Annotated in this window: 16 protein-coding genes, 1 tRNA gene, 1 rRNA gene and 1 pseudogene; 3 read left to right on the top strand and 16 right to left on the bottom strand. The window is 61.9% G+C overall.

Annotated features, from left to right (window positions below):
- The 3 genes from AC0L3L_RS25650 to AC0L3L_RS25640 form a co-directional block, all read right to left on the bottom strand.
- Complete coding sequence (locus AC0L3L_RS25650; RefSeq protein ID WP_473639690.1) at window positions 1–846, bottom strand: EamA family transporter; 846 nt, start codon at window positions 844–846, stop codon at window positions 1–3.
- 7 nt (window positions 847–853) lie between these two features.
- Window positions 854–1768: an endonuclease/exonuclease/phosphatase family protein gene (locus AC0L3L_RS25645; protein WP_473639688.1), complete on the bottom strand. Its 915-nt coding sequence runs from the start codon at window positions 1766–1768 to the stop codon at window positions 854–856.
- Between the two features lie 173 nt (window positions 1769–1941).
- Entirely contained in the window at window positions 1942–3492 is a 1551-nt protein-coding gene (locus AC0L3L_RS25640) for a cation:proton antiporter (protein WP_123149680.1), read from the bottom strand.
- Between the two features lie 143 nt (window positions 3493–3635).
- Here AC0L3L_RS25640 and AC0L3L_RS25635 point away from each other — a divergent pair, with 143 nt between their 5' ends.
- Both AC0L3L_RS25635 and AC0L3L_RS25630 read left to right on the top strand, forming a co-directional pair.
- The gene (locus AC0L3L_RS25635; protein ID WP_473639686.1) at window positions 3636–4262 is read left to right on the top strand and encodes a glutathione S-transferase family protein; all 627 of its coding nucleotides are present in this window, start codon (window positions 3636–3638) and stop codon (window positions 4260–4262) included.
- 82 nt (window positions 4263–4344) lie between these two features.
- The gene (locus AC0L3L_RS25630; RefSeq protein WP_473639684.1) at window positions 4345–4893 is read left to right on the top strand and encodes a hypothetical protein; all 549 of its coding nucleotides are present in this window, start codon (window positions 4345–4347) and stop codon (window positions 4891–4893) included.
- 31 nt (window positions 4894–4924) lie between these two features.
- On the opposite strand, the gene AC0L3L_RS25625 is transcribed toward AC0L3L_RS25630, so the two are convergent.
- The 9 genes and pseudogenes from AC0L3L_RS25625 to AC0L3L_RS25585 form a co-directional block, all read right to left on the bottom strand.
- Window positions 4925–5989 (bottom strand): ABC transporter ATP-binding protein, encoded by a 1065-nt coding sequence (locus AC0L3L_RS25625; protein WP_473639682.1) that lies wholly within the window; start codon window positions 5987–5989, stop codon window positions 4925–4927.
- 29 nt (window positions 5990–6018) lie between these two features.
- Window positions 6019–6813 (bottom strand): ABC transporter permease, encoded by a 795-nt coding sequence (locus AC0L3L_RS25620; protein ID WP_473549300.1) that lies wholly within the window; start codon window positions 6811–6813, stop codon window positions 6019–6021.
- Window positions 6810–7718 carry an ABC transporter permease gene (locus AC0L3L_RS25615; protein ID WP_473639773.1) on the bottom strand — a complete coding sequence of 303 codons (909 nt, stop codon included), beginning with the start codon at window positions 7716–7718 and terminating at the stop codon, window positions 6810–6812. Before AC0L3L_RS25615 ends, AC0L3L_RS25620 begins: the two co-directional genes overlap by 4 nt.
- Before the next feature lie 13 nt (window positions 7719–7731).
- Window positions 7732–8835 (bottom strand): annotated as a pseudogene (locus AC0L3L_RS25610) (ABC transporter substrate-binding protein); the annotation flags it as partial.
- Window positions 8836–9078: 243 nt separating this feature from the next.
- Window positions 9079–10251 carry an iron-containing alcohol dehydrogenase gene (locus tag AC0L3L_RS25605; protein WP_473639680.1) on the bottom strand — a complete coding sequence of 391 codons (1173 nt, stop codon included), beginning with the start codon at window positions 10249–10251 and terminating at the stop codon, window positions 9079–9081.
- A 17-nt stretch (window positions 10252–10268) separates the two neighbouring features.
- Window positions 10269–11657: an aldehyde dehydrogenase family protein gene (locus AC0L3L_RS25600; protein ID WP_473639678.1), complete on the bottom strand. Its 1389-nt coding sequence runs from the start codon at window positions 11655–11657 to the stop codon at window positions 10269–10271.
- Between the two features lie 87 nt (window positions 11658–11744).
- Window positions 11745–13115, bottom strand: coding sequence for a glutamine synthetase family protein (locus AC0L3L_RS25595; RefSeq protein WP_287339505.1), 1371 nt, complete (start codon window positions 13113–13115; stop codon window positions 11745–11747).
- 101 nt (window positions 13116–13216) lie between these two features.
- Window positions 13217–14731 (bottom strand): amino acid permease, encoded by a 1515-nt coding sequence (locus AC0L3L_RS25590; RefSeq protein WP_473639677.1) that lies wholly within the window; start codon window positions 14729–14731, stop codon window positions 13217–13219.
- A 14-nt stretch (window positions 14732–14745) separates the two neighbouring features.
- Entirely contained in the window at window positions 14746–15567 is an 822-nt protein-coding gene (locus AC0L3L_RS25585) for an N-formylglutamate amidohydrolase (RefSeq protein ID WP_473639675.1), read from the bottom strand.
- Window positions 15568–15716: 149 nt separating this feature from the next.
- On the opposite strand from AC0L3L_RS25585, the gene AC0L3L_RS25580 reads away from it, so the two are divergent.
- Complete coding sequence (locus tag AC0L3L_RS25580) at window positions 15717–16544, top strand: MurR/RpiR family transcriptional regulator (RefSeq protein ID WP_473639673.1); 828 nt, start codon at window positions 15717–15719, stop codon at window positions 16542–16544.
- Window positions 16545–16946: 402 nt separating this feature from the next.
- On the opposite strand, the gene AC0L3L_RS25575 is transcribed toward AC0L3L_RS25580, so the two are convergent.
- From AC0L3L_RS25575 to rrf, 4 genes are all read right to left on the bottom strand, one after another.
- Window positions 16947–17843 (bottom strand): ankyrin repeat domain-containing protein, encoded by an 897-nt coding sequence (locus AC0L3L_RS25575; protein WP_473639671.1) that lies wholly within the window; start codon window positions 17841–17843, stop codon window positions 16947–16949.
- Window positions 17843–18283 (bottom strand): hypothetical protein, encoded by a 441-nt coding sequence (locus tag AC0L3L_RS25570; RefSeq protein ID WP_473639669.1) that lies wholly within the window; start codon window positions 18281–18283, stop codon window positions 17843–17845. The genes AC0L3L_RS25575 and AC0L3L_RS25570 overlap by 1 nt, the downstream gene beginning before the upstream one ends.
- A gap of 207 nt (window positions 18284–18490) precedes the next feature.
- Window positions 18491–18567 (bottom strand) — tRNA-Met (locus tag AC0L3L_RS25565).
- A gap of 242 nt (window positions 18568–18809) precedes the next feature.
- Window positions 18810–18924 (bottom strand): 5S ribosomal RNA (rrf, locus tag AC0L3L_RS25560).
- Window positions 18925–19187 lie beyond the last annotated feature (263 nt).

The raw sequence follows: 19187 nt of genomic DNA, 5'->3' as shown, positions 1-19187 counted from the left end.
CTATCCAAGCCTCAGCGCGACGACGCCGGCAACAATGCTGAGCACGGCGGCACCCCGCCATCCCGTCATCTTCTCGCCGAGCGCAAACACCGAGATCATCATGGCGAACAGGATCGAGGTTTCGCGCAGCGCCGCGACCGAGGCGATCGGCGCCTTGGTCATCGCCCACATCACGATCCAGTAGGCGGCGCCGCTGAGCACGCCGGTGTACACGCCCGCCTTCCAGTCGTGCGCCAGCACCGGCAGCGCCTTTGGTCCGCGAAAGATCAGGCACAGCACCAGCGCCCACAGGGCATCGCAGACGAACAACCATGCGGCATAGCTGGACGCCGTCGCGGCCAGCCGCGCGCCGCTGCCGTCGGAAAGCGTATAGCCGGCGATGAAGATCGAGGTGCCAAGCGCAAAGCCGACCGCGCGCAGGTTCAGCCTTTCTAAGCGCGCGCCGCCGCGAAACGACAGCACCAGCGTGCCGGCCGACAGGAGAACAATGCCGAGAATGGCGAGCGGCGCCGGAACTTCGGCGACGACCACCATGCCGCCAAGTGCAGCCAGCAGTGGCGCCGTGCCGCGCGCCAGTGGATAGGTCTGGGCGAAATCGCCGGCCTTGTAGGCGCCGATCAGAAACGTCCTATAGCCCATATGGAAGATCACCGAGGCGATGATGTACGGCCACACTTCCGCCCTCGGCACCTCGACGAAAGGCAGCGCCAGAAGCGCCACGGCGCCCATGCCGAGCGTCATCAGCGTGATCGACAGGAAGCGGTCGAGATGGACCTTGACCAGCGCGTTCCAGATCGCGTGCATGGCAGCGGCGGCAAGCACCGCGAAGAAGACGGACAGGGTCATCGGTGGCTCATGCGCCTCCGATCCCTGTCGCGAACGGCGTTTCCATGTCGATGTCGACCCGCAGCGGAAAATGATCCGAAGCGACTTCGCCGATATCGGCGCTGACCGAGCGCACGCGTCCCGCCAACATCCCGCCGACGAAGCAATGATCGAGCCGGCGCTTTGTCAGCCTGCCGTCGATGGTTTTCACATGGGTGTGGAAATCCGACGTTGGTTCGCCGGCGACGGCGGCGGCATCGACGAAACCGTCGAGATAGGCGGCACCGCGATGATAGGGCGTGCTGCCGACGATGCGCCGGTACTCGACGCTGCCTGGCTCCATGTTGAAATCGCCCATCCAGATCGCCGCCAGCGGGTTTTCCGGCTCCGGCTGGCCATTGCTCCAGTTGCGCACGGGCTCATCGTCGGCGCCGCTCCACGGGCCGCCGTCGGACGGCGCCCGGCGATGCTCGGCGAGCAGATAGTCGATCTGCTCCAGCCGCTCTTCGGCGGCGATATGCGCGAGATGCAGCGACAGCACCCGCACCGGACCGGCAGGGGTGTGGATCATGCATTCCAGCGCTGCGTTGCGGGTGTTGAGCGGACGCACGGTGCGGCGCAGCGGCAGCGTGTGCAGGCGCGACCAGACGATCGGCAGCTTGGACAGCACCATGGTGCCGAATTGCCGCCGCCGGTTGACGATGCGGCCGTCACGCCGCTCGCTGGCGTCCATGTCGAAGGCCGGCCCATAAACCCAATAGTATTCGGGCAGCAGTCGCGAAAGAAGTTCCGGCTGGTCGACATCGTTGCTGCGCTGCCAGTGCCGCTCCACTTCCTGCAAGGCGATGATGTCGGCGCCGGCCACGACGCGTGCCGCGCGCGCGAGATCGTAGCGGCCGTCGCTGCCGAAGCCGTACTGGATGTTGTAGCTGACCAGCTTCATTGCTTACCCGGCTCAATTTCGATGTGGCAGTAGTGGTACGGCGGCAGCCTGGCAATGGACCGCTACGGTGGTGGGTATGGGCCAAGCACGGATAGTCAGCAATCAGCTTCCCTCCCCGGCCAGGGTGTGTTCAGATTCAGGTCAGGCCGACATCACCTGAATATCAGCACACCCTAGGTCGTCAGCGGCTGGAACCGCCCGGCCGGCGACGCCGCCAGTTCCGACCAGTCGATCTCTTCCTCCAGGCGATGATAGGCTTCGTCACCGATCGTCCCGTTCCGGCGCAGTTCCTCCAGTGCATCGCGCTGGCTGTTGATGGCATAGAGGCGCAGCCGGTCATACTCCGTCGCCGCCTGCGCGTTCCCAGGGTTTTCGGCGATCGTGCGCTGGGCCGTATATTGCTCGCGCACGGCGGCAGCGGCATTCGATGTCTTGCCGCTCAGCACGTTGAGCGCGGCCTGCATGATGGCGACACGCGCCTGCGCCACTTCGCGATCGACTGTCGTGTCTGGATCGAAGTTGAGCAGGCGCAGCAGCGGCTTCAGCGTCATGCCTTGCAGCACCAGCGTGCCGAGCACGACGGCGAAGGCGGCAAGCACGATCGGATCGCGGCCGGGGAAGTCGGCCGGCAGTGCAATGGCCACCACCAGCGTCACCAGCCCCCGCATGCCGCACCAACCGACGAGCACGGCGCCGCGAAACGTCGGCATATCTTGCCTTTTGTCTTCGCCGTCGAAGCGGGCAAACCATCTTATGATCGCAACGTAACTCGTTACCCAGACGAGGCGCGCGACGATGACGACTACGAGTACCGTTGCGGCGAAGAGAAATGCATCGCCTTGCCCTTCGCCGGAGAGCCGGCCGACGATCGATCGGGCCTGCAGGCCCATCAGCACGAAAGCCAGCACGTTGAGCACGAACACCGCCGACTCCCAGACTGAATAGGTGCTGACGCGCCTTCTGGCCGACATGCGGCGCGGCGCCCTGCGCGCGATGGTGATGGCGTAGACGACGATGGTGATAATGGCTGAAAGGCCGAGCTTGTCGGCAATGATCCAGACGGCAAAGGTTCCGGCAAACTGCACCACCGTGCTGCTTGCCGCATCCTCGATGCGCGAGAGCGTCAGCAGCGAGAAGCGGCCGAACAGATAGCCGGCGACAACGCTGCCAACCGTTGACAGCAGGATTACAGGTACAGCGTCCTTCAGCATGACCGAGCCGATGGCAGCCGAAACCGCGATTCGGTAGATCAACAGCGCAGTGGCATCGTTGAGCAAACTCTCGCCCTGCAGGATGGCGGTGAGGCGGTGCGGCACCTTGAACTGCCCGAGCACGGCGCTTGCCGCCACCGCGTCCGGCGGTGCGACGATGGCGCCGAGCGCGATCGCCGCCGCGATCGGCAGACCGGCCATCTTCCAGCCCACGACTGCAACGACCCCAGTGGTGAAGACAACGGCGCCAAGCGCCAGCAGCGCCAGCGACAGCCGGTAGCGCTTCAGGTCGCGCAACGAGGTGTCATAGGCGGCATCGAGAAGCACCGGCGCGATGAATAGGGCAAGAGCCAGTTCCGGGTCGATCTCGATGGTCGGTGCACCGGGCACGAAGGCAATCCCAACCCCGGCCAGAGCCAGCAGGGACGGATAAGGAACCTCCAGCCGTCGCGACAACGCCGTCAGCGCGACGGCGATCAGCAGGAGAACAAGGGTCAGCTCGAAAAGCGCCATGCGTTATCGTAGCGGCGAAGCGCGATTATTGGCAGTCGCAAAAACCACAAGCTGCTGTTGATTGGCCGTGGTGCCCTGACTTGGCGGTATACCGTGACTTGGCAGTATGCGTTGAGGCGGTTGTCTGCGTATAAGCTTGGGTCATGATCCTCATCGGCCAATATGACTCGCCCTTCGTCCGTCGCGTCGGCATTGCGCTGACCCTGTACAACCTGCCGTTTGAACATCGTCCCTGGTCGACTTTCAGCGATGCGGACAAGATCAGGCCCTATAATCCATTGACGCGCGTGCCAACCCTGGTGCTGGACGATGGCGAGGTGCTGATCGAAAGCCACGCCATGCTGGACCATCTGGACAGCCTTGTAGCGGCCGATCGCAGGATGTTTCCGACCGACGAGCCGGCGCGCCGCCAAGCGCTGAAGATCGCCGCCTTGGCAACCGGGCTGGGCGACAAGGCGGTCAGCCTGTTCTACGAGAAGCTACTCCACCAGCCGGTCTCCGACCTCTGGGTCGAGCGCTGCCGCAAGCAGATAGAAGGCGTGATGGCTGTACTGGAAGCCGATCGCAGCACAAAGCCTGAAACCTACTGGTTCGGCGATCGCATCGGTCACGCCGACATCGCGGTTGCCGCCGTGCTCCGCTTCCTTGGCGAGGCGCATCCCGGACTGGCTTCGCTCGCCGCCTTCCCGGCGCTCGGCGCCCATGCCGAACGGATGGAAGCACTGCCTGTCTTTCAGGCGATCTCGCAGCCTTTCATCCCGCCGGCTTGACCTGTCGATGACACCAGTCGTTTACTACCAGACACCGAATTCAAATCTTTATACCGGTTTTTAGCCGCGCGAGGAGCTCCCAGTGCCAAGACTATTCATAGCATTGTGCGCGTTGATACTCTGTTCACCTGCCGCCAAGGCTTCCGCGCTATACGACGAATTGCTGGCGGCAAAGATCAAACTTTTGGGAACTTCGAGGCCGGACCCAGGGATGGGACTCTGGGCGCAGCAGACGAATGAGAGATTGCTCTCCATCATAGAAGGGAAATGGGTTGATCTTGGATATTCCGATCTGACCAGCGAAGACAGTATGAAGAAATACTGTCTCAAGTATGGAGAGTCCTTCAAGAAATTGACCGATTATTCCTTCGAAATCATCGCGCCTATCGTTCCCCGGGCGAAGCAGGCGATCCACAAAGAGTATATTTTCAAAACGGGAATGTCCTACAACTACCGATGGAACATCCAACAGCAAATGGAAGTCCTCGGGACGTTAGGGGGAAACGGCAAACAAATTCTGAGAAATGCCAATGGGACGAGTGCATTGCTGATGATGACACCCAATACCCTGCTTGAGGTCGATTTCGACCTTGGAATGCCGTTCATTTGGGGCCGTTGCCCCGCCGAATAGATCGGCGATCCAAATCCCGGTGTCTGCCGCTTTAATGCAGCACCAGCATGTCGCCCGACGAGAACGAAATCTCGGCCTTTTCGCCGACGGCGGGCGGCGGGGCAGCCGGGCTGTTGAACGTGTCGAGCGACACCGTGCTGCCGCCGATGCCAACGCGAACCCGGATCACCGAGCCGAGGAAATGCACTTCAGTGATCTCGCCCGAAAGACTCGCGTCGCGGCCGGGATGGCGGCCGAGCGAAATCGCCTCGGGCCGCAGTGCCAGCGACAGCGTGTCGCCGGACTTGGAGCCGTTGAGCTTTCCCTGCAGCGAGATCTCTTGCGCGTTGACGCGTACCTTGCCCGACGCCGCGTCGGTGACGGTACCTTCGAGCACGTTCAGTGTGCCGACGAAATTGGCGACGAACTTGGTTGCCGGCCGGTTGTAGATCTCGAACGGCGTGCCGACCTGCTCGGCCTTACCGCCATACATGACGGCGATGCGGTCGGAGATCGACAGCGCCTCTTCCTGGTCGTGGGTGACGAAGACAGTGGTGATGCCGAGCTTCTTCTGGATCGAGCGGATTTCCTCGCGCAGCGACACGCGCACCTTGGCGTCGAGCGCCGACAGCGGCTCGTCGAGCAGCAGGAGCTTCGGCTTCGGCGCAATCGCCCGCGCCAGCGCGATACGCTGCTGCTGGCCGCCGGAGAGCTGGTAGGGATAGCGGTCGCCCATCTGCGGCAGCTTGATGAGGTCGAGCATCTCGGCAACGCGCCTGTCGGCATCGGCCTTGGGCATGCCCGCGACCTTCAGCCCGAAGCCGATGTTCTGCGCTACGGTCAGGTTCGGAAACAGCGCGTAGGCCTGGAACACCATGCCGACATTGCGCTGGTTGGGCTTGAGCCGGGTGATGTCCTTGCCGGCCACGACGATCTTGCCGGCGCTCGGCTCCTCGAAGCCGGCGACCATGCGCAGCACCGTCGTCTTGCCGCAGCCCGACGGCCCGAGGAACGAGACGAATTCGCCCGGCTCGACGTCGAGATTGAAGTCCTGGACGACGGTGGTGGCGCCGAAGGCTTTTCGAACCTGCTGGATGGAGAGGAATGGCTCGGCCATGGCTTTTCTTTCGGTCAGTACTTTTTCGATCAGTTTGGCCGGTTCGCCGATCGCGGCGCAAAACGCGACAGGATCTGGATCAGCGACATGCAGCCCCAGGTGATGGCGAACGAAATAAGCGCCAGTGCCGACGGCTCATAGGCACTGTTGGCGCCGATGTTCTGCAGATAGGGGCCGAAGGCCGGGCGATTCAGCAGCGAGGCCATGGTGAACTCGCCGATGACGATGGCAAAACTCAGGAAAGCGCCGGATAAGACAGCGATCAGTACGTTCGGCAGGATGATGCGGGCGATGATGGTGGTCCAGCCGGCGCCGAGGATTTGTGCGGCTTCGGTGAGCGTTCTGACGTCGATGGTCCTGAGACCGGTATCGACCGCCCGGTACATATAGGGCAGCGCCAGCACTGCATAGCCGATGACCAGCAGAGCATCGGTGCCGCGCGCTGTCGCCAGAAAAGGCAGCGTTGAATTCGAACCGAACATTCTGATGTAGCCGAAGACGATGACGATAGCGGGGATAACCAGCGGCAGCAGCGTGATGAACTCTACGACCGGCCGCAGATGCGGTAGCCGCAGCCGTATCCAGTAAGCCGTCGGCACGACGAGGAGCACGCCCAAAAGGATGGTGAATACCGCCACAACGACGGAATAGGTAAATGTCGCCTGGAAATTCGGATCTTCGAAGACCGAGCGGTAGGCGTCAAAGGAGTATTCCCCTCGCCGCTTACGCAAGGAGAATTCAAAGGTCGCCACAAGCGGCAGGACGAAATAAGTGGTTCCCACGCCAAAAACGAGCCAGGCCCAAAAGCGGTTGCCTTGCTTCATTTCAGCCACCGTTCGGCTCGCCGTTGGAACAAGATATAGAAGAGGTTGGCCAGGCCGGTGATGACGATCATGCCGAATGCAAGTGCGTAGCCTAGATTCGGATTGTAAAGCACGTCGCCGCGAATCTGCGCGAACAGCTGGATTGGCACGATGTTGAGTGACGGCCCCGTCAGTGCATAGGCCGTCGCGACCGCCCCGAACGCGTTGGCAAAGAGGAGGACCGTCGTACCGAGAAAACTCGGCCATAACACCGGGATGACCACCATGCGCCAATATTGCCAATTGGTTGCCCCGAGCGTCGCGGCAGCTTCGCCCCATTCCTTCTTCAACCCATCGACCGCCGGCGTGATGATGACGATCATCAACGGAATCTGGAAATAGAGGTAGGTGAGGATCAGGCCCCAAAACGAAAAGATACTGAAGCCGAGCGAATAGATGTTAATGCCGAAAATGTCTCGCAACAGGATCGTCGCCACTCCGAGCCGACCTAGCGTCGCGATAAACGAGAATGCCAGCGGTACGCCGGCAAAATTCGAGGCGACGCCCGAGAAGGTCAAGGTTGCCGAGCGTAACCACGGCGGCAAGCCTCCGCGAACCACTGCCACCGCCATTGCCAGGCCGATCAAGGCGCCAAGGACCGCAGAGACAAAGCTGATCTGAATGGATACCCAATAGGCCGCGGCGAGCTTGGGTTGCGACAACGCTATGATGTTGTCGAACGTATAGTCGCCGGCTGCATTTTTGAACGCGCCCGCGATCAGCCCTACCGTGGGCAAGATCAGAAAGACCAGGGCGAAAACGAAGAACGGAGTTACGCCTAACCAATGCAGTGGCAGCCGAAGGCGGCTGATCTCCGGCGCGCCAGGACTGACGCGGGCTGTCTGGGATATTGTGGAGTCTGCCATGGAATTCCCGAAGCTGGCATAGGGCGCCAACGATGGCATCCCAGTTCGTGCTGATTTCCTTCTTGGCAGCGTTCTGTTCCTCCAAGGTTGGGAAAACCGCTTTTTCGTAGTTTTCGGCGGCCGGCAGCTTGTCCAGCATCTCCTTCGGGATCACGCCCTTCTTGGCGAGATCATTGAAGCGGATCGGGTGGCAGTAGCCCTTCAGCCAGCCGAGCTGGCCTTCGTCCGAATAGAGATACTCCATCCAAAGCTTGGCGGCGTTCGGATGCGGTGCATAGGCGCTGATCGCCTGGACATAGACGCCTGCGACCACTGCTCCCTTTGGCACGACGATTTCGATTTCCGGATTGCCGGCCATCTTGTCGCGCATGGCAAGCAGGTTGTAGTCCCAGTTCATCACGATGGGTGTCGTGCCCTGGGCGACAGCTGCCGCTTCACCGTCGACCGGCACGAAGTTGCCGGCATCGTTGAGCTGCTTGAAGAACTGCAGACCCTTGGCTGCGGCGTCCTGGCCGCCGGTACCGCGAGCCGCGAGGCCCGAAGCGTAAACCGACATGACGGCGTTGTTCGACGTGCGCGGGTCACCGGCGAGCGCCACCGAGTTGGCGTATTCCGGCTTCTGCAGGTCAGCCCAGTCCTGTGGTGCGTTCTGCACGACGGCCTTGTTCACGCCGAAGGCGAGCACGCCGTAGTAGTCGCCGTACCAGTAGCCGTCGGCATCCTTGGCGCTGTCAGGAATCGTATCCCAGGTCGACACCTTGTAGGGCTGGATCAGGCTGTCTGCCTTGGCGGACGGGCCAAAAGACAGGCCGACGTCGATGACATCAGGCGCCTGCGGGCCCTTGTTGTCCTTGTTGGCCTTGATCGCCTCGATCTCGTCGCCTGAACCGGCATCGGGATTGAGCTCGTTGATGGTGATTTCCGGATACTTCGCCTTGAAGCCGGCGATGACGTCGCCATAGCCGCACCAGCTGTGCGGCAGCGCGATGGTGGTGAGCTGGCCTTCCGCCTTGGCGGCGGCGACCAGTTCATCCATGGACTGCGCCGACGAGATGGCAGAGGTCGCCATCAGGGCGACGGCCGTAAGGGAAAGCACTTTTCCCGTGAATTTGAACATGTGTTCTCTCCGTTGAACTGACGCCGTTGGACGCCTGCGATGCGGTATCGTTTTCGTGTGACAGCCCGATGAAAGCTTCGTGAAAGCGACGCCCTGCAGTACGAAAAAGTAAACTCTTTTTAACCGGCTGTAGCAATCGCTCCGCGATTGTTTTTCCGGCTAACGAATTTCGGTCTTACCTTTCATCCCTTCCCCTTTCTTTGCCCTCATTTCCCAGATCAATTTTCGGCGCAAAAAACCGTCTCAGACGGTGCCGGCAATGGCGTTGTCGAGCAGCGTCAGCGCCGCCTTCCTGGTCAGCTTGACCGGGTTGCCGCCGGCGGTCGGATCGACCACCGCCATGTCGGCGATCAGGCCCTTGCGCTTCTTGTCCATTTCGAGCCCCTTGATCAGGCCCGGCAGCGCGTGCGGCACCTTCAATTCCTTGCGCAGCTTGATGACGGCCTTGGCGAAGCCGTCGAAGCCGCCCTTGATGCCGCAATAAGCCGCGAGCCGGGCGATGCGCGCCTCGATGGCGTCGCGGTTGAAGGCCAGCACATAAGGCATGAACACGGCGTTGGTCATGCCGTGATGGGTGTCGTAGAGCGCGCCGATCGGATGCGACAGCGAGTGGATGGCGCCCAACCCCTTCTGGAAGGCGGCGGCGCCCATCGCGGCCGCACTCATCATGTGGGCGCGGGCGACGAGATCCTTGCCGTTGGCAAAGGCCTTCGGCAGGTTCTCGAAGACAAGCCGCACGCCTTCGACGGCGATGCCGTCGGCCATCGGATGATAGCCCGGCGCGCAATAGGCCTCGAGGCAGTGAGCAAGCGCGTCCATGCCGGTGCCGGCGGTGATGAAGCCGGGCATGCCGACCGACAGTTCCGGATCGGCGATGACGATGGCCGGCAAAAGCTTCGGATGGAAGATGACCTTCTTGGTGTGGGTCGCTTCATTGGTGATGACGCCGGCGCGGCCAACTTCCGATCCGGTGCCGGCGGTGGTCGGCACGGCGATGATCGGCGCGATCGCATCGGAGTTGGCGCGCGTCCACCAGTCACCGACATCTTCGAAATCCCAGACCGGCCGCGCCTGGCCGGCCTGGAAGGCGATCAGCTTGCCGAGGTCGAGCGCCGAGCCGCCGCCGAAGGCGATGACGCCGTCATGCTTGCCCTTCTTGAACACGGCAATGCCGGCGGTCAGGTTGGAGTCCACCGGGTTCGGCTTGACCTCGGAAAACACGCCATAGGGTACCTTGGCGTCGTCAAGGATCTTCAACGTAGACGCGACGACCGGAAGTTTGGCCAGCCCCGGATCGGTAACGAAGAGCGGTCGTTTGATGCCGGTCGCATCAAGCACATCAGGCAATTCCTTGATGCGCCCCGCGCCGAAGCGCACGGTTGTCGGGTAGTTCCATTTGGAAATCAATTTTGTCATTTTTATCTTTCAGAAAATCAGATGGCTTCACGCAGGTGATATGACTTCGGCCTCGTCAGATTGTCGTAGCCGATGGCCGACAGGGCAGCGCCCTTGCCGGTGTCCTTGACGCCGGTCCAGACCAGCGCCGGATCGAGATAGTCGCAGCGGTTCATGAACACGGTGCCGGTCTCGATGCGATCGCCGAGAGCCGCAGCATGGTCGGTGTCGCGCGTCCAGATCGAGGCCGTCAGCCCGTAGGGGCTGTCGTTCATCAGCGCGATCGCCTCTTCGTCGTTGCGCACCTTCATGATGCCGACGATCGGCCCAAAGCTCTCCTCGCGCATGACGCTCATCTGGTGGTCGACCCCGGTCAGCACTTCCGGCGCCAGGTAAGGCGGGCCTTGCTCGTCGTTGGCCACCTTCATGTTGATGTGTGCCCTGGCGCCCTTGCGCAGCGCCTCGGCCTTCTGCTCGCGGATCAGGTCGGCAAAGCGCGCCTGGGCCATCGGCCCCATCGTCGTCGCCTGATCGAGCGGGTTGCCGACGACGTAGTTCTTGGTTTCGGCGATGAAGCCTTCGACGAACTCGTCATAGACCTTCTCATGGACATAGACGCGTTCGATGCCGCAGCAGCACTGGCCGGAATTGTAGAAGGCGCCGTCGACCAGGTTGGCGACGGCATGATCCATCTTGGCATCGGCCAGCACATAGGCCGGGTCCTTGCCGCCGAGTTCGAGGCCGAGCGTCATGAAGGTGCCTGCCGCGGCTCTCTCGATGGCGCGGCCGCCGGCGACCGAGCCGGTGAAATTGACATGGTCGATCTTGCCCGAGCCGAGCAGTTTTTCGGTCTGGGCGTGGTTCATGACGAGGTTCTGAAACAGGCCTTTTGGCAGGCCGGCTTTGTCGAAGGCCTGTTGAAAACGTTCGCCGACCAGCAGCGTCTGCGCCGCATGCTTGAGGATGACGGCACTGCCGGCCATCAGCGCCGGCACGATGGTGTTGACGGCGGTGAGATAGGGATAGTTCCACGGCGCAATCACCATGACCACGCCGAGCGGCACCTTCTTCACATAGCGGCGAAACCCGTCCTTGGGATCGGAGGCCATCACCGGCTTGAGTGCCGCTTCGGCGATCTCGACCATGTAGCTGGTACGTTCCCTGACGCCGCCGAACTCGCCGCCATAGCGCACCGGACGACCCATCTGCCAGGCGATCTCCGGCACGATCTCGTCGGTCATGGCGACCAGCGCTTCCAGCATGGCAAGCATGTATTTGCCGCGCTCGACGATCGGCGTCTCAGCCCATTTCTCCTGCGCCGCCTTGGCACGCTCGACCGCTGCATTGATCGCCTGATCCGTGGCCACAGGCCGTTCGGCATAGATCGAACCATCGACGGGAGATTTTATCTTGACCGTTTCGGTCATTCCTTGGGTCCTCGCAATTTATGACAATCTCGGTTTTGAGCCGCCCGCCCGTCCGGCAGCAAAGCTGAACGGCGACGCTGGCGTAGTTTAGTACCGCTCAAACCCCCTGTGCAGTTCCCAATCGGTAATGCGGCGGTCGTATTCGAACTGCTCCCAGTGCGCCGTATGGACATAATGCTCGAGCACGCCGTCGCCGAGCGCCTGCTTCAGCATCTCCGATTTCGCCAGCGTCTCGGTGGCATCACGCAGCGTCTTCGGAATTTCCGGCAGCTGCGAGGCTTGATAGGCATCGCCGACGAAGGGTTTTTGCAGTTCAAGCTTTTCGTCGATGCCGGCAAGCCCGGCCGCAATCAGCGCGGCGAAGGCGAGATAGGGGTTGAGGTCGGCGCCCCCGATGCGGCATTCCATGCGGATGCCCTTGGTGCCCTCGCCGCACAGGCGGAAACCGGCGGTGCGGTTGTCCTCGCTCCACATGATCTTGGTCGGCGCGAAGGTGCCGGCCTGGAAGCGCTTGTAGGAGTTGACGTAGGGCGCCAGAAACCAGGTGAATTCCTTGGCGTATTTGAGCTGGCCCGCCGCCCATTGCTGGCCGAGCGTCGACAGTGTCCAGTCGGCCTTCTTGTCGTAGAAAAGCGGCGTCTCGCCGTCGGCGCTCCACAGCGAATTGTGGATGTGGCTGGAATTGCCGGCGAGCCCGTAATTGTACTTGGCCATGAACGAAATCGCCTTGCCTTCGGACTCGGCGATCTCCTTGGCGCCGTTCTTCAGGATGACGTGGCGGTCGGCCATCTCGAGGGCCTCGGCATAGCGGACATTGATTTCTTCCTGACCGGGTCCCCACTCGCCCTTGGAGTTCTCGATCGGAATGCCGGCCGCCTGCATCTCGTTGCGCAGCCGGCGCATGACGCCTTCTTCCTTGGTGGTAATGCCGATCTGGTAGTCGCCGATATAGGGCGAGGCCGTGTCGAGGCCTTGCCAATGCTTCTTGCGAGCGGAATCGTAGGTTTCGCTGAACAGATAGAATTCGAGCTCGGAGGCGAAATAGCCGATATAGCCGCGCTCGCTCAGCCGCTTGACCTGCTTCTTCAGGATGGCGCGCGGCGAATGCGGCAGGTCGTCATGGGTGTGGTGGTCGAGCACGTCGCAGATCACCAGCGCCGTCTTTTCCAGCCAAGGAATGCGCCGCAGCGTCGACAGATCGGGCTTCATGACGAAGTCGCCGTAACCCTTCGACCAGCTCGCCGCCTTGTAGCCGGGCACCGGTTCCATATCGATGTCGGCGGCCAAGAGATAGTTGCAGCCATGCGTCTCGTCATGGGCGGAATCGACGAAATACTGGGCCAGGAACCGCTTTCCCGCCAGCCGCCCCTGCATGTCGACAATGCAGGCCAGCACCGTGTCGACCTCGCCACTGGAGACCGCTTTCTTCAACTGATCGAACGAGAAATTTCCGGCCATTCCTTTGGCACTCCGTCGTCTTTTCGGGGACACTTTGGGATTTCAAAATGGCGACCCGGCCGTGGGATATGGCCGGGTCGTATCGTGTTGTTGGAAGGACCCTATAAAGAGGCAGCGCCTTCGCGTTGCTTGACGGCGAATTCCTCCTCCGGCGAGTAGACCAGCGTTTTGCGGCCATAGGCGCCGAAATAGATGATCGCCAGCGCGTACCAGACCGCCACCCCGATGATGCCCTGCCGGTAGAGCGGATCGGTGAGCTGGAAGGCGATGGTGATCAAGGCGATGATCACGGTCAGCCATGCGCCCAGCACGCCGAAGGGGCTCTCGTAGGGCCGCTCGATATGCGGGAAACGGCGGCGCAGTTGCAGGAAGGTCAGCCCCTGCAGCAGATAGGAGAACATGGCGCCGAACACGGCCATGTTCAGAAGAGTGCCGCCGATGTAAGTGCCAGCGGCCCCGCCGCCCTGGGTGAACCAGATCACCACCATCACCAGGAAGCCGACCAGCGATCCCGCGGCAAGCGCCACGTTGGGCGTCTTGTGCTCGCCATGGGTCACCGAGAGGAAATGCGGGAAATAGCCCGCGCGGCTGAGCGAATAGATCTGCCGCCCGTAGGCGAAGATGATCGCGTGGAAGCTCGCCACCAGCCCGGCGACGGCGAACAGCGCGAGGACTTTCGCCCAGCCCGCTCCGTAGATCGTCCTGAAGCCGTCCAGTATCGGCTCGCCGGACGTTCCGTACGCAAACGCGCCGTCGGGCAATGCCGGGTTGATGATCAGGATCAGGAAACCCGTGGCGAGCAAGGTGAACATGCCGAGCATGATGCCTTTGGGCATATCGCGCTTGGGATCCACCGATTCCTCGGCGGCAAGCGGCAATTGCTCAATGGCGAGGAACAGCCAGACCGCGAACGGCATCGCCGCGAAAATGCCCCTGAGACCGAACGGCAGGAACGGCCCGTGCCCGTCCGGCAGCGCCATTGCCGCCCCGTCCGGTCCGATTCCGATATTCATCGCATTCTTGGCGAAGTCGAATTGTCCTGACGCCAATGCACTGACGAAGAAGAAAACCAGGATCGCCAAAGCGATGAGCGTGACGACCACGGTCACTCCAAATGAAAGCGCGACGCCACGCACGTTCAACCCGACGAAGACCAGATAGCCAACGAGCCACCAGATCGGCTGCCAGGCATCCGGGGTGCCGGTGATGGCCGTCATGTAGGTGCCAATGAAATAGACGACGACCGCCGGCGTGAGCACATATTCGATGTTTTCCGCTATGCCGGTGATGAAGCCGCCCCACGGACCGAACGCCGTGCGCGCGAAGGAATAGGCACCACCGGTATGTGGCAGCGCCGGGCTCATCTCGGCAATGGAATAGGTCAGGCCGAGATACATGATGGCGATCAGCACGGTCCCGATGAACATGCCGCCCCAGCCGCCGACGGCGAAGCCGAGGTTCCAACCTGAAAAGTCGCCCGAGATGACGGCTCCGACGCCGAGTGCCCAAAGCGAGAAGACGCCGGCGTGACGTTTCAGCCCGCGTTTTTCGAAATATTCAGAACCGGGGATGTGATAGGACACGCCCCCTTCATGCTTTTTTGCTTCGTCTGCCATTGTTTTTCCCTCTGTCAGTTGACCGGCTGAACCGGATGACCAGTCGCCGGCTGTCGGATCTCCTTTTGGTCCTCTTCCAGTCCGAGATCGGTGAAAATGCCTGTGAGCAGATCCGCCCATTTCCGCTGCCCGGCAGCGCCGGAGATCTCGTCGTTGCGGATTTCGATCATCGCGCAGGGCAGCGCCCGCGAGCGCGCGTGCCGTTCCAGCGTGAAATAGACGCGGTCGGCCGGCGAATAGGGTTCGTTGATGCCGACCGTGACGCCGGCGAGCCGCTGCAGCGCGGCGATCAGCGGTGCGGCCAGCCGACGGTCCTCGTCATGGATGATGCCGATATGCCAGGGCCGGCTCTTGCCATGATAAACCGGGGTGAAGGAATGGATCGAAACCAGCCGTGTCTCCAGCCCGCGCGCCAGCCTTTTGTCGATGATGCGCTCGACCGCGTCATGGAAGGGCTGCCACGACAGCGCAATGCGCGCGGCGCGCTGCTTTTCCGACAAGCCGGCATTCCCGGGTATGGCAGTGGTTTCGCTGACCGGCGGCACCAGGTCCGGCGCATCCAGCGGCCGGTTGCAGTCGATGACAAGGCGCGAAATGCGGGTCTCGACCAGCGTCGCGTCAAGCGTCTCGGCCATGCGGCGGGCGACCGGCAGCGCGCCGGGATCCCAGGCGATGTGGCGGGAAAGCTCTTCGGCAGCAAGGCCGAGCGTTCCGAATTCCGGCGGCAGGAAGTTGGAGGCGTGGTCGCAGGTCAGCACGAAAGGGCTTGATCCGCCCGGGTTCGTCACCCTCACGGCTTCAGGCGATGCAAGGCTGGCGGGCCGTGCTGTCTCCATTGTCTGCAGTCCCCGGGGAGCGCTGTATCGTATGTTACGTATTTTGCATCATTGCGTCCCTGCGGATGATTTCATACAGTTTGACCGGCTTTGTCAACGCGATTTCGGGTCAAATGCGATTTCGGCAAAACAGCCAGGGTGGGGAAAAGATGATATCCAGCATTGCCGAACTGATCTCGGACCGCATCGGCACGATGCCGGCAGGCGAGCGTCGCGCCGCACACACGCTGATCGCCAACTACCCGCTGATCGGCCTGAAGACGGTCGCCGAGTTCTCAGCTGCCGCCGGCGTCTCCTCGCCGACGATCCTGCGTTTCGTCGCCCGGCTCGGCTTCCAGAATTACCCGGAGTTCCAGTCGACGCTGCAGGACGAGCTGGCGGCGCAATTGCAGTCGCCGGCGTCACGGACGCTCAATCCGCCGTCGCCGAACGGCGGCGCGGTGTCGCCGATGCTGGAAGCGACGCTCGACAACATGCGCGAGACGTTCAGGCATCTGTCCGACAAGCAGCTTGCCGACATCGTCGCAAAGCTTGCCGACCGGCGCGGCAAGACATTCCTGATCGGCGGCCGCTTCACCGACCCGCTGGCACGCTACATGGCCGCCCACCTCGCCATCGTCCAGCCCAACGTCTTTCACCTCGCCGGACAGGAAAGCGTCTGGCGCGACCGGCTGATCGACATGGGCAAGCGCGACGTGCTGGTGATCTTCGACATCAGGCGCTACCAGGACAGCCTGGTCCGTTTCGCCGAGACGGCGCATCAGCGCGGCGTGCAGATCGTGCTGTTCACCGACCAGTGGCTGTCGCCGATCGCCCGCTTTGCCCGCCATGTCATCGCCGGGCGCACCGCCGTACCCTCGGCCTGGGACTCCTCCGCGGCCCTTTTCGTCGTTGCCGAAACGCTGATCGGCGCCGTCACCCGGCAGCTCGAGGCCGACGGCGCCAAACGCATCCGCGAGCTGGAAAGCCTGCGGTAGGGCGCGGTCTGACCCCGACGGCATGATTGCTTCCGTGCCGGGAAGGCGAGCGTGCTAGGCCCAAATGCCAAAGCGGCCCGCGCGAGGCGGGCCGTTTTGATATTTGGTTGCGGGGACGCGCAACCGTCTTGTCCTTGCGGCCGGTAAGCAGAGCGGCCGTCGGGTGCCCGGACGGTCGAACTCGTGCGGCAGGTCGAACAGATTGCGCTGCAGCCGCGCTAACCTACTCTTCGATGCGCCGGGGACTCGGGCTAGCCAATCCCAAAATGATGCCATGACCGGTCCCATGTGAAGGGGCCGGAGCGGCGAGGTCGCGGCGAACGCTCTTTGGAGTCACGCAGACCGAAGCGGAGCTGTGGAAGCACATCGAGTTGCATGCCGCGCTCGCGCATCAGCCGGGACTTAGGGCAGAGGGATCGGCTTGTCGCTTAGCGTACGCAAATAGGCAATCAGATTAACACGCTCGGTCTCATCGGGAACGCCGGAAATTTCCATGCGGACACCGGGAGTGGTGAGGACGGGATCATAGAAAAAGGTGTTCAGATCCTCGTAAGTCCACGCGCCCTCCCAATCCCGCAAAGTCTTGGAATAACCGAACTCCGGCACCGATGCCTTGTCGCGGCCGACGACCTCCCACAAGTTCGGACCAGTCTTGCTGCCCTTGCCTGGTTCGTTGTTGTGGCACCCGTCACAATTTTTGCCGAAATAAATCCGGCCCTTCTCGACATCGGCAGCAGCCAAGTTTGTGGCAATCGGTGCGGGCTTAGGTAGCGCGGCGCCATGCGCCACGAGATAGTCGGATATCTCGGAATATTCGTTAAATCTGGCGAGATGGAGCGGTGTCCGGGCGAAGGAGTCCGCTGTTCGGGCGTTGAGATCGGCGCCCGCTTCGACCAGCGCCTTGACGCAATCCAGGCAGCCGTGCCGGACGGCCTCGTGAAGAACAGTCTGATCTCCTACAGCTGAGTTCGGGTCGGCGCCATGCGCCAACAGCAGCGTGATGAGTTCGAGCTTGTTTTTCGCTACGGCCACCTTCAGGGGCGGACCGCCTATCTTCGATCCGGCGTTGACATCTGCGCCGCGGTCGATCAGCAATTTGGCCGCATCGAGATGCTGCCTGCTGACTGCATAGTAGAGCGGCGTTGCAAACCCATCAGGGTCGTTGACATTTGCGCCTGCATCGAGGGCCGCCGTAATGGCAGCCATATCGCCCTTCTTGGCAGCGTCATGAATGGCTGCCGCCTGTGATGTCAGCGGAATCAAACAGAAACATATCCATAAGAGCATTCCAGCACGCATCAGTTGCCTCCCCTTAGCCGAAACTCCCGCCCATCCCATTTGAGCGTCGCCGCTCCGCCCCCATGCCCGTGCATCCGGATTTGCGGGACCTGCCCTTCGCCGACGCTTACGCGCGCCCCGAGCATTTCAGTCTTGAGCTCCAGAAGCGCGCCCCGCCGCACATAGGGGTTCACCGCGCATATCTGCGCACCGCAAAAACTGCTCCGGCTCGTTGACCCGCCTGCTGAACAGCTTATGCCCTCATGGCTTAGGATGAGATCGGCCTTGCCGTCGCCGGTAAGATCGCGCTCGATCACGGAGCCGGGGGCAATCTTTCCCACATTGCCCTCGCAAGCCGAAGCGATCTGTTCGGCGATCAGGTATTTCGCGGCGTTGGAGTAGGCTGCGGCCGGCGCTGTGGCGGCAGCAAGAATGGTGGCGAGGAGAATTGACCGGAGCATCGCGCTCTTCCCTAGTGCCACCATAACTCAACTTGGATTTCACCAAAAGATAATCGGGTTCTTGTTCGGCGGGTTAAACTGATTGCCGGGACAGGATCTGACATTCTCTGTCCAGTTGCCTCTGCGGGCGCCGACGAGGATCAAAACTGGCCGCGCCAGGCCGCAAACGCAAAACGGCCCGCACTGAGGCGGGCCGTTTTGTGTATTTGGTTGCGGGGACAGGATTTGAACCTGTGACCTTCAGGTTATGAGCCTGACGAGCTACCGGGCTGCTCCACCCCGCGTCAACTTGACGGCGAATGCCGGCCGGGCAGCCCGGACTTTTTGTTTTGTCCGTCCTCGAGGCCTTCGGCCTTTGCGGGCGGACGGGGCGCTGCTCCACCCCGCGTCAACTTCAGAAGTAAGCCTTGGCTCACTGGATTCAAGCTTGCGCCAACTGAAAGGGCCGCTTGCGCGGCCCGAGCTCCCGTTTGGCGGGCCTGTTGGTAAGGAGAAGATTTGGATTTTTGCGACGTGCGTTTTGCAGACCTGGCAGCGACCTACTCTCCCGCGTCTTGAGACGAAGTACCATCAGCGCTGGAGCGTTTCACGGCCGAGTTCGGAATGGGATCGGGTGCAGCCGCTCCGCCATAACCACCAGGTCGGCAAAGCGCACGTTGCTCGAGAAGCTGTTTTTGTGCCAAGGCAACATTGCAGTCCGTTACGGGCGAAGCCCGCAAGTGCGACTGCACGTCGCCGGTCGTCCGGCGCCCTCGCGGAGCATAGGCCCGTAAGGGCCGCTCATGCGTGAGCGCTGGTAAGACCATCGTGTTTCACGATGGGCATAAGGAATGAGAACGATCAAGCCGATCGAACTATTAGTACCGGTAAGCTTCAAGCGTTGCCGCTCTTCCACACCCGGCCT

Source organism: Mesorhizobium sp. WSM4849 (assembly GCF_055811385.1).
This window is presented reverse-complemented; position numbering and strand designations above follow the sequence as displayed.

Bases quoted from the DNA above. Each gene is read 5' to 3' on its own strand.
- AC0L3L_RS25650 (WP_473639690.1), bottom strand. From the start codon at position 846: ATGACCCTGTCCGTCTTCTTCGCGGTGCTTGCCGCCGCTGCCATGCAC.
- AC0L3L_RS25645 (WP_473639688.1), bottom strand. From the start codon at position 1,768: ATGAAGCTGGTCAGCTACAACATCCAGTACGGCTTCGGCAGCGACGGC.
- AC0L3L_RS25640 (WP_123149680.1), bottom strand. From the start codon at position 3,492: ATGGCGCTTTTCGAGCTGACCCTTGTTCTCCTGCTGATCGCCGTCGCG.
- AC0L3L_RS25635 (WP_473639686.1), top strand. From the start codon at position 3,636: ATGATCCTCATCGGCCAATATGACTCGCCCTTCGTCCGTCGCGTCGGC.
- AC0L3L_RS25625 (WP_473639682.1), bottom strand. From the start codon at position 5,989: ATGGCCGAGCCATTCCTCTCCATCCAGCAGGTTCGAAAAGCCTTCGGC.
- AC0L3L_RS25620 (WP_473549300.1), bottom strand. From the start codon at position 6,813: ATGAAGCAAGGCAACCGCTTTTGGGCCTGGCTCGTTTTTGGCGTGGGA.
- AC0L3L_RS25615 (WP_473639773.1), bottom strand. From the start codon at position 7,718: ATGGCAGACTCCACAATATCCCAGACAGCCCGCGTCAGTCCTGGCGCG.
- AC0L3L_RS25605 (WP_473639680.1), bottom strand. From the start codon at position 10,251: ATGACAAAATTGATTTCCAAATGGAACTACCCGACAACCGTGCGCTTC.
- AC0L3L_RS25600 (WP_473639678.1), bottom strand. From the start codon at position 11,657: ATGACCGAAACGGTCAAGATAAAATCTCCCGTCGATGGTTCGATCTAT.
- AC0L3L_RS25595 (WP_287339505.1), bottom strand. From the start codon at position 13,115: ATGGCCGGAAATTTCTCGTTCGATCAGTTGAAGAAAGCGGTCTCCAGT.
- AC0L3L_RS25590 (WP_473639677.1), bottom strand. From the start codon at position 14,731: ATGGCAGACGAAGCAAAAAAGCATGAAGGGGGCGTGTCCTATCACATC.
- AC0L3L_RS25585 (WP_473639675.1), bottom strand. From the start codon at position 15,567: ATGGAGACAGCACGGCCCGCCAGCCTTGCATCGCCTGAAGCCGTGAGG.
- AC0L3L_RS25580 (WP_473639673.1), top strand. From the start codon at position 15,717: ATGATATCCAGCATTGCCGAACTGATCTCGGACCGCATCGGCACGATG.
- AC0L3L_RS25575 (WP_473639671.1), bottom strand. From the start codon at position 17,843: ATGCGTGCTGGAATGCTCTTATGGATATGTTTCTGTTTGATTCCGCTG.
- AC0L3L_RS25570 (WP_473639669.1), bottom strand. From the start codon at position 18,283: ATGCTCCGGTCAATTCTCCTCGCCACCATTCTTGCTGCCGCCACAGCG.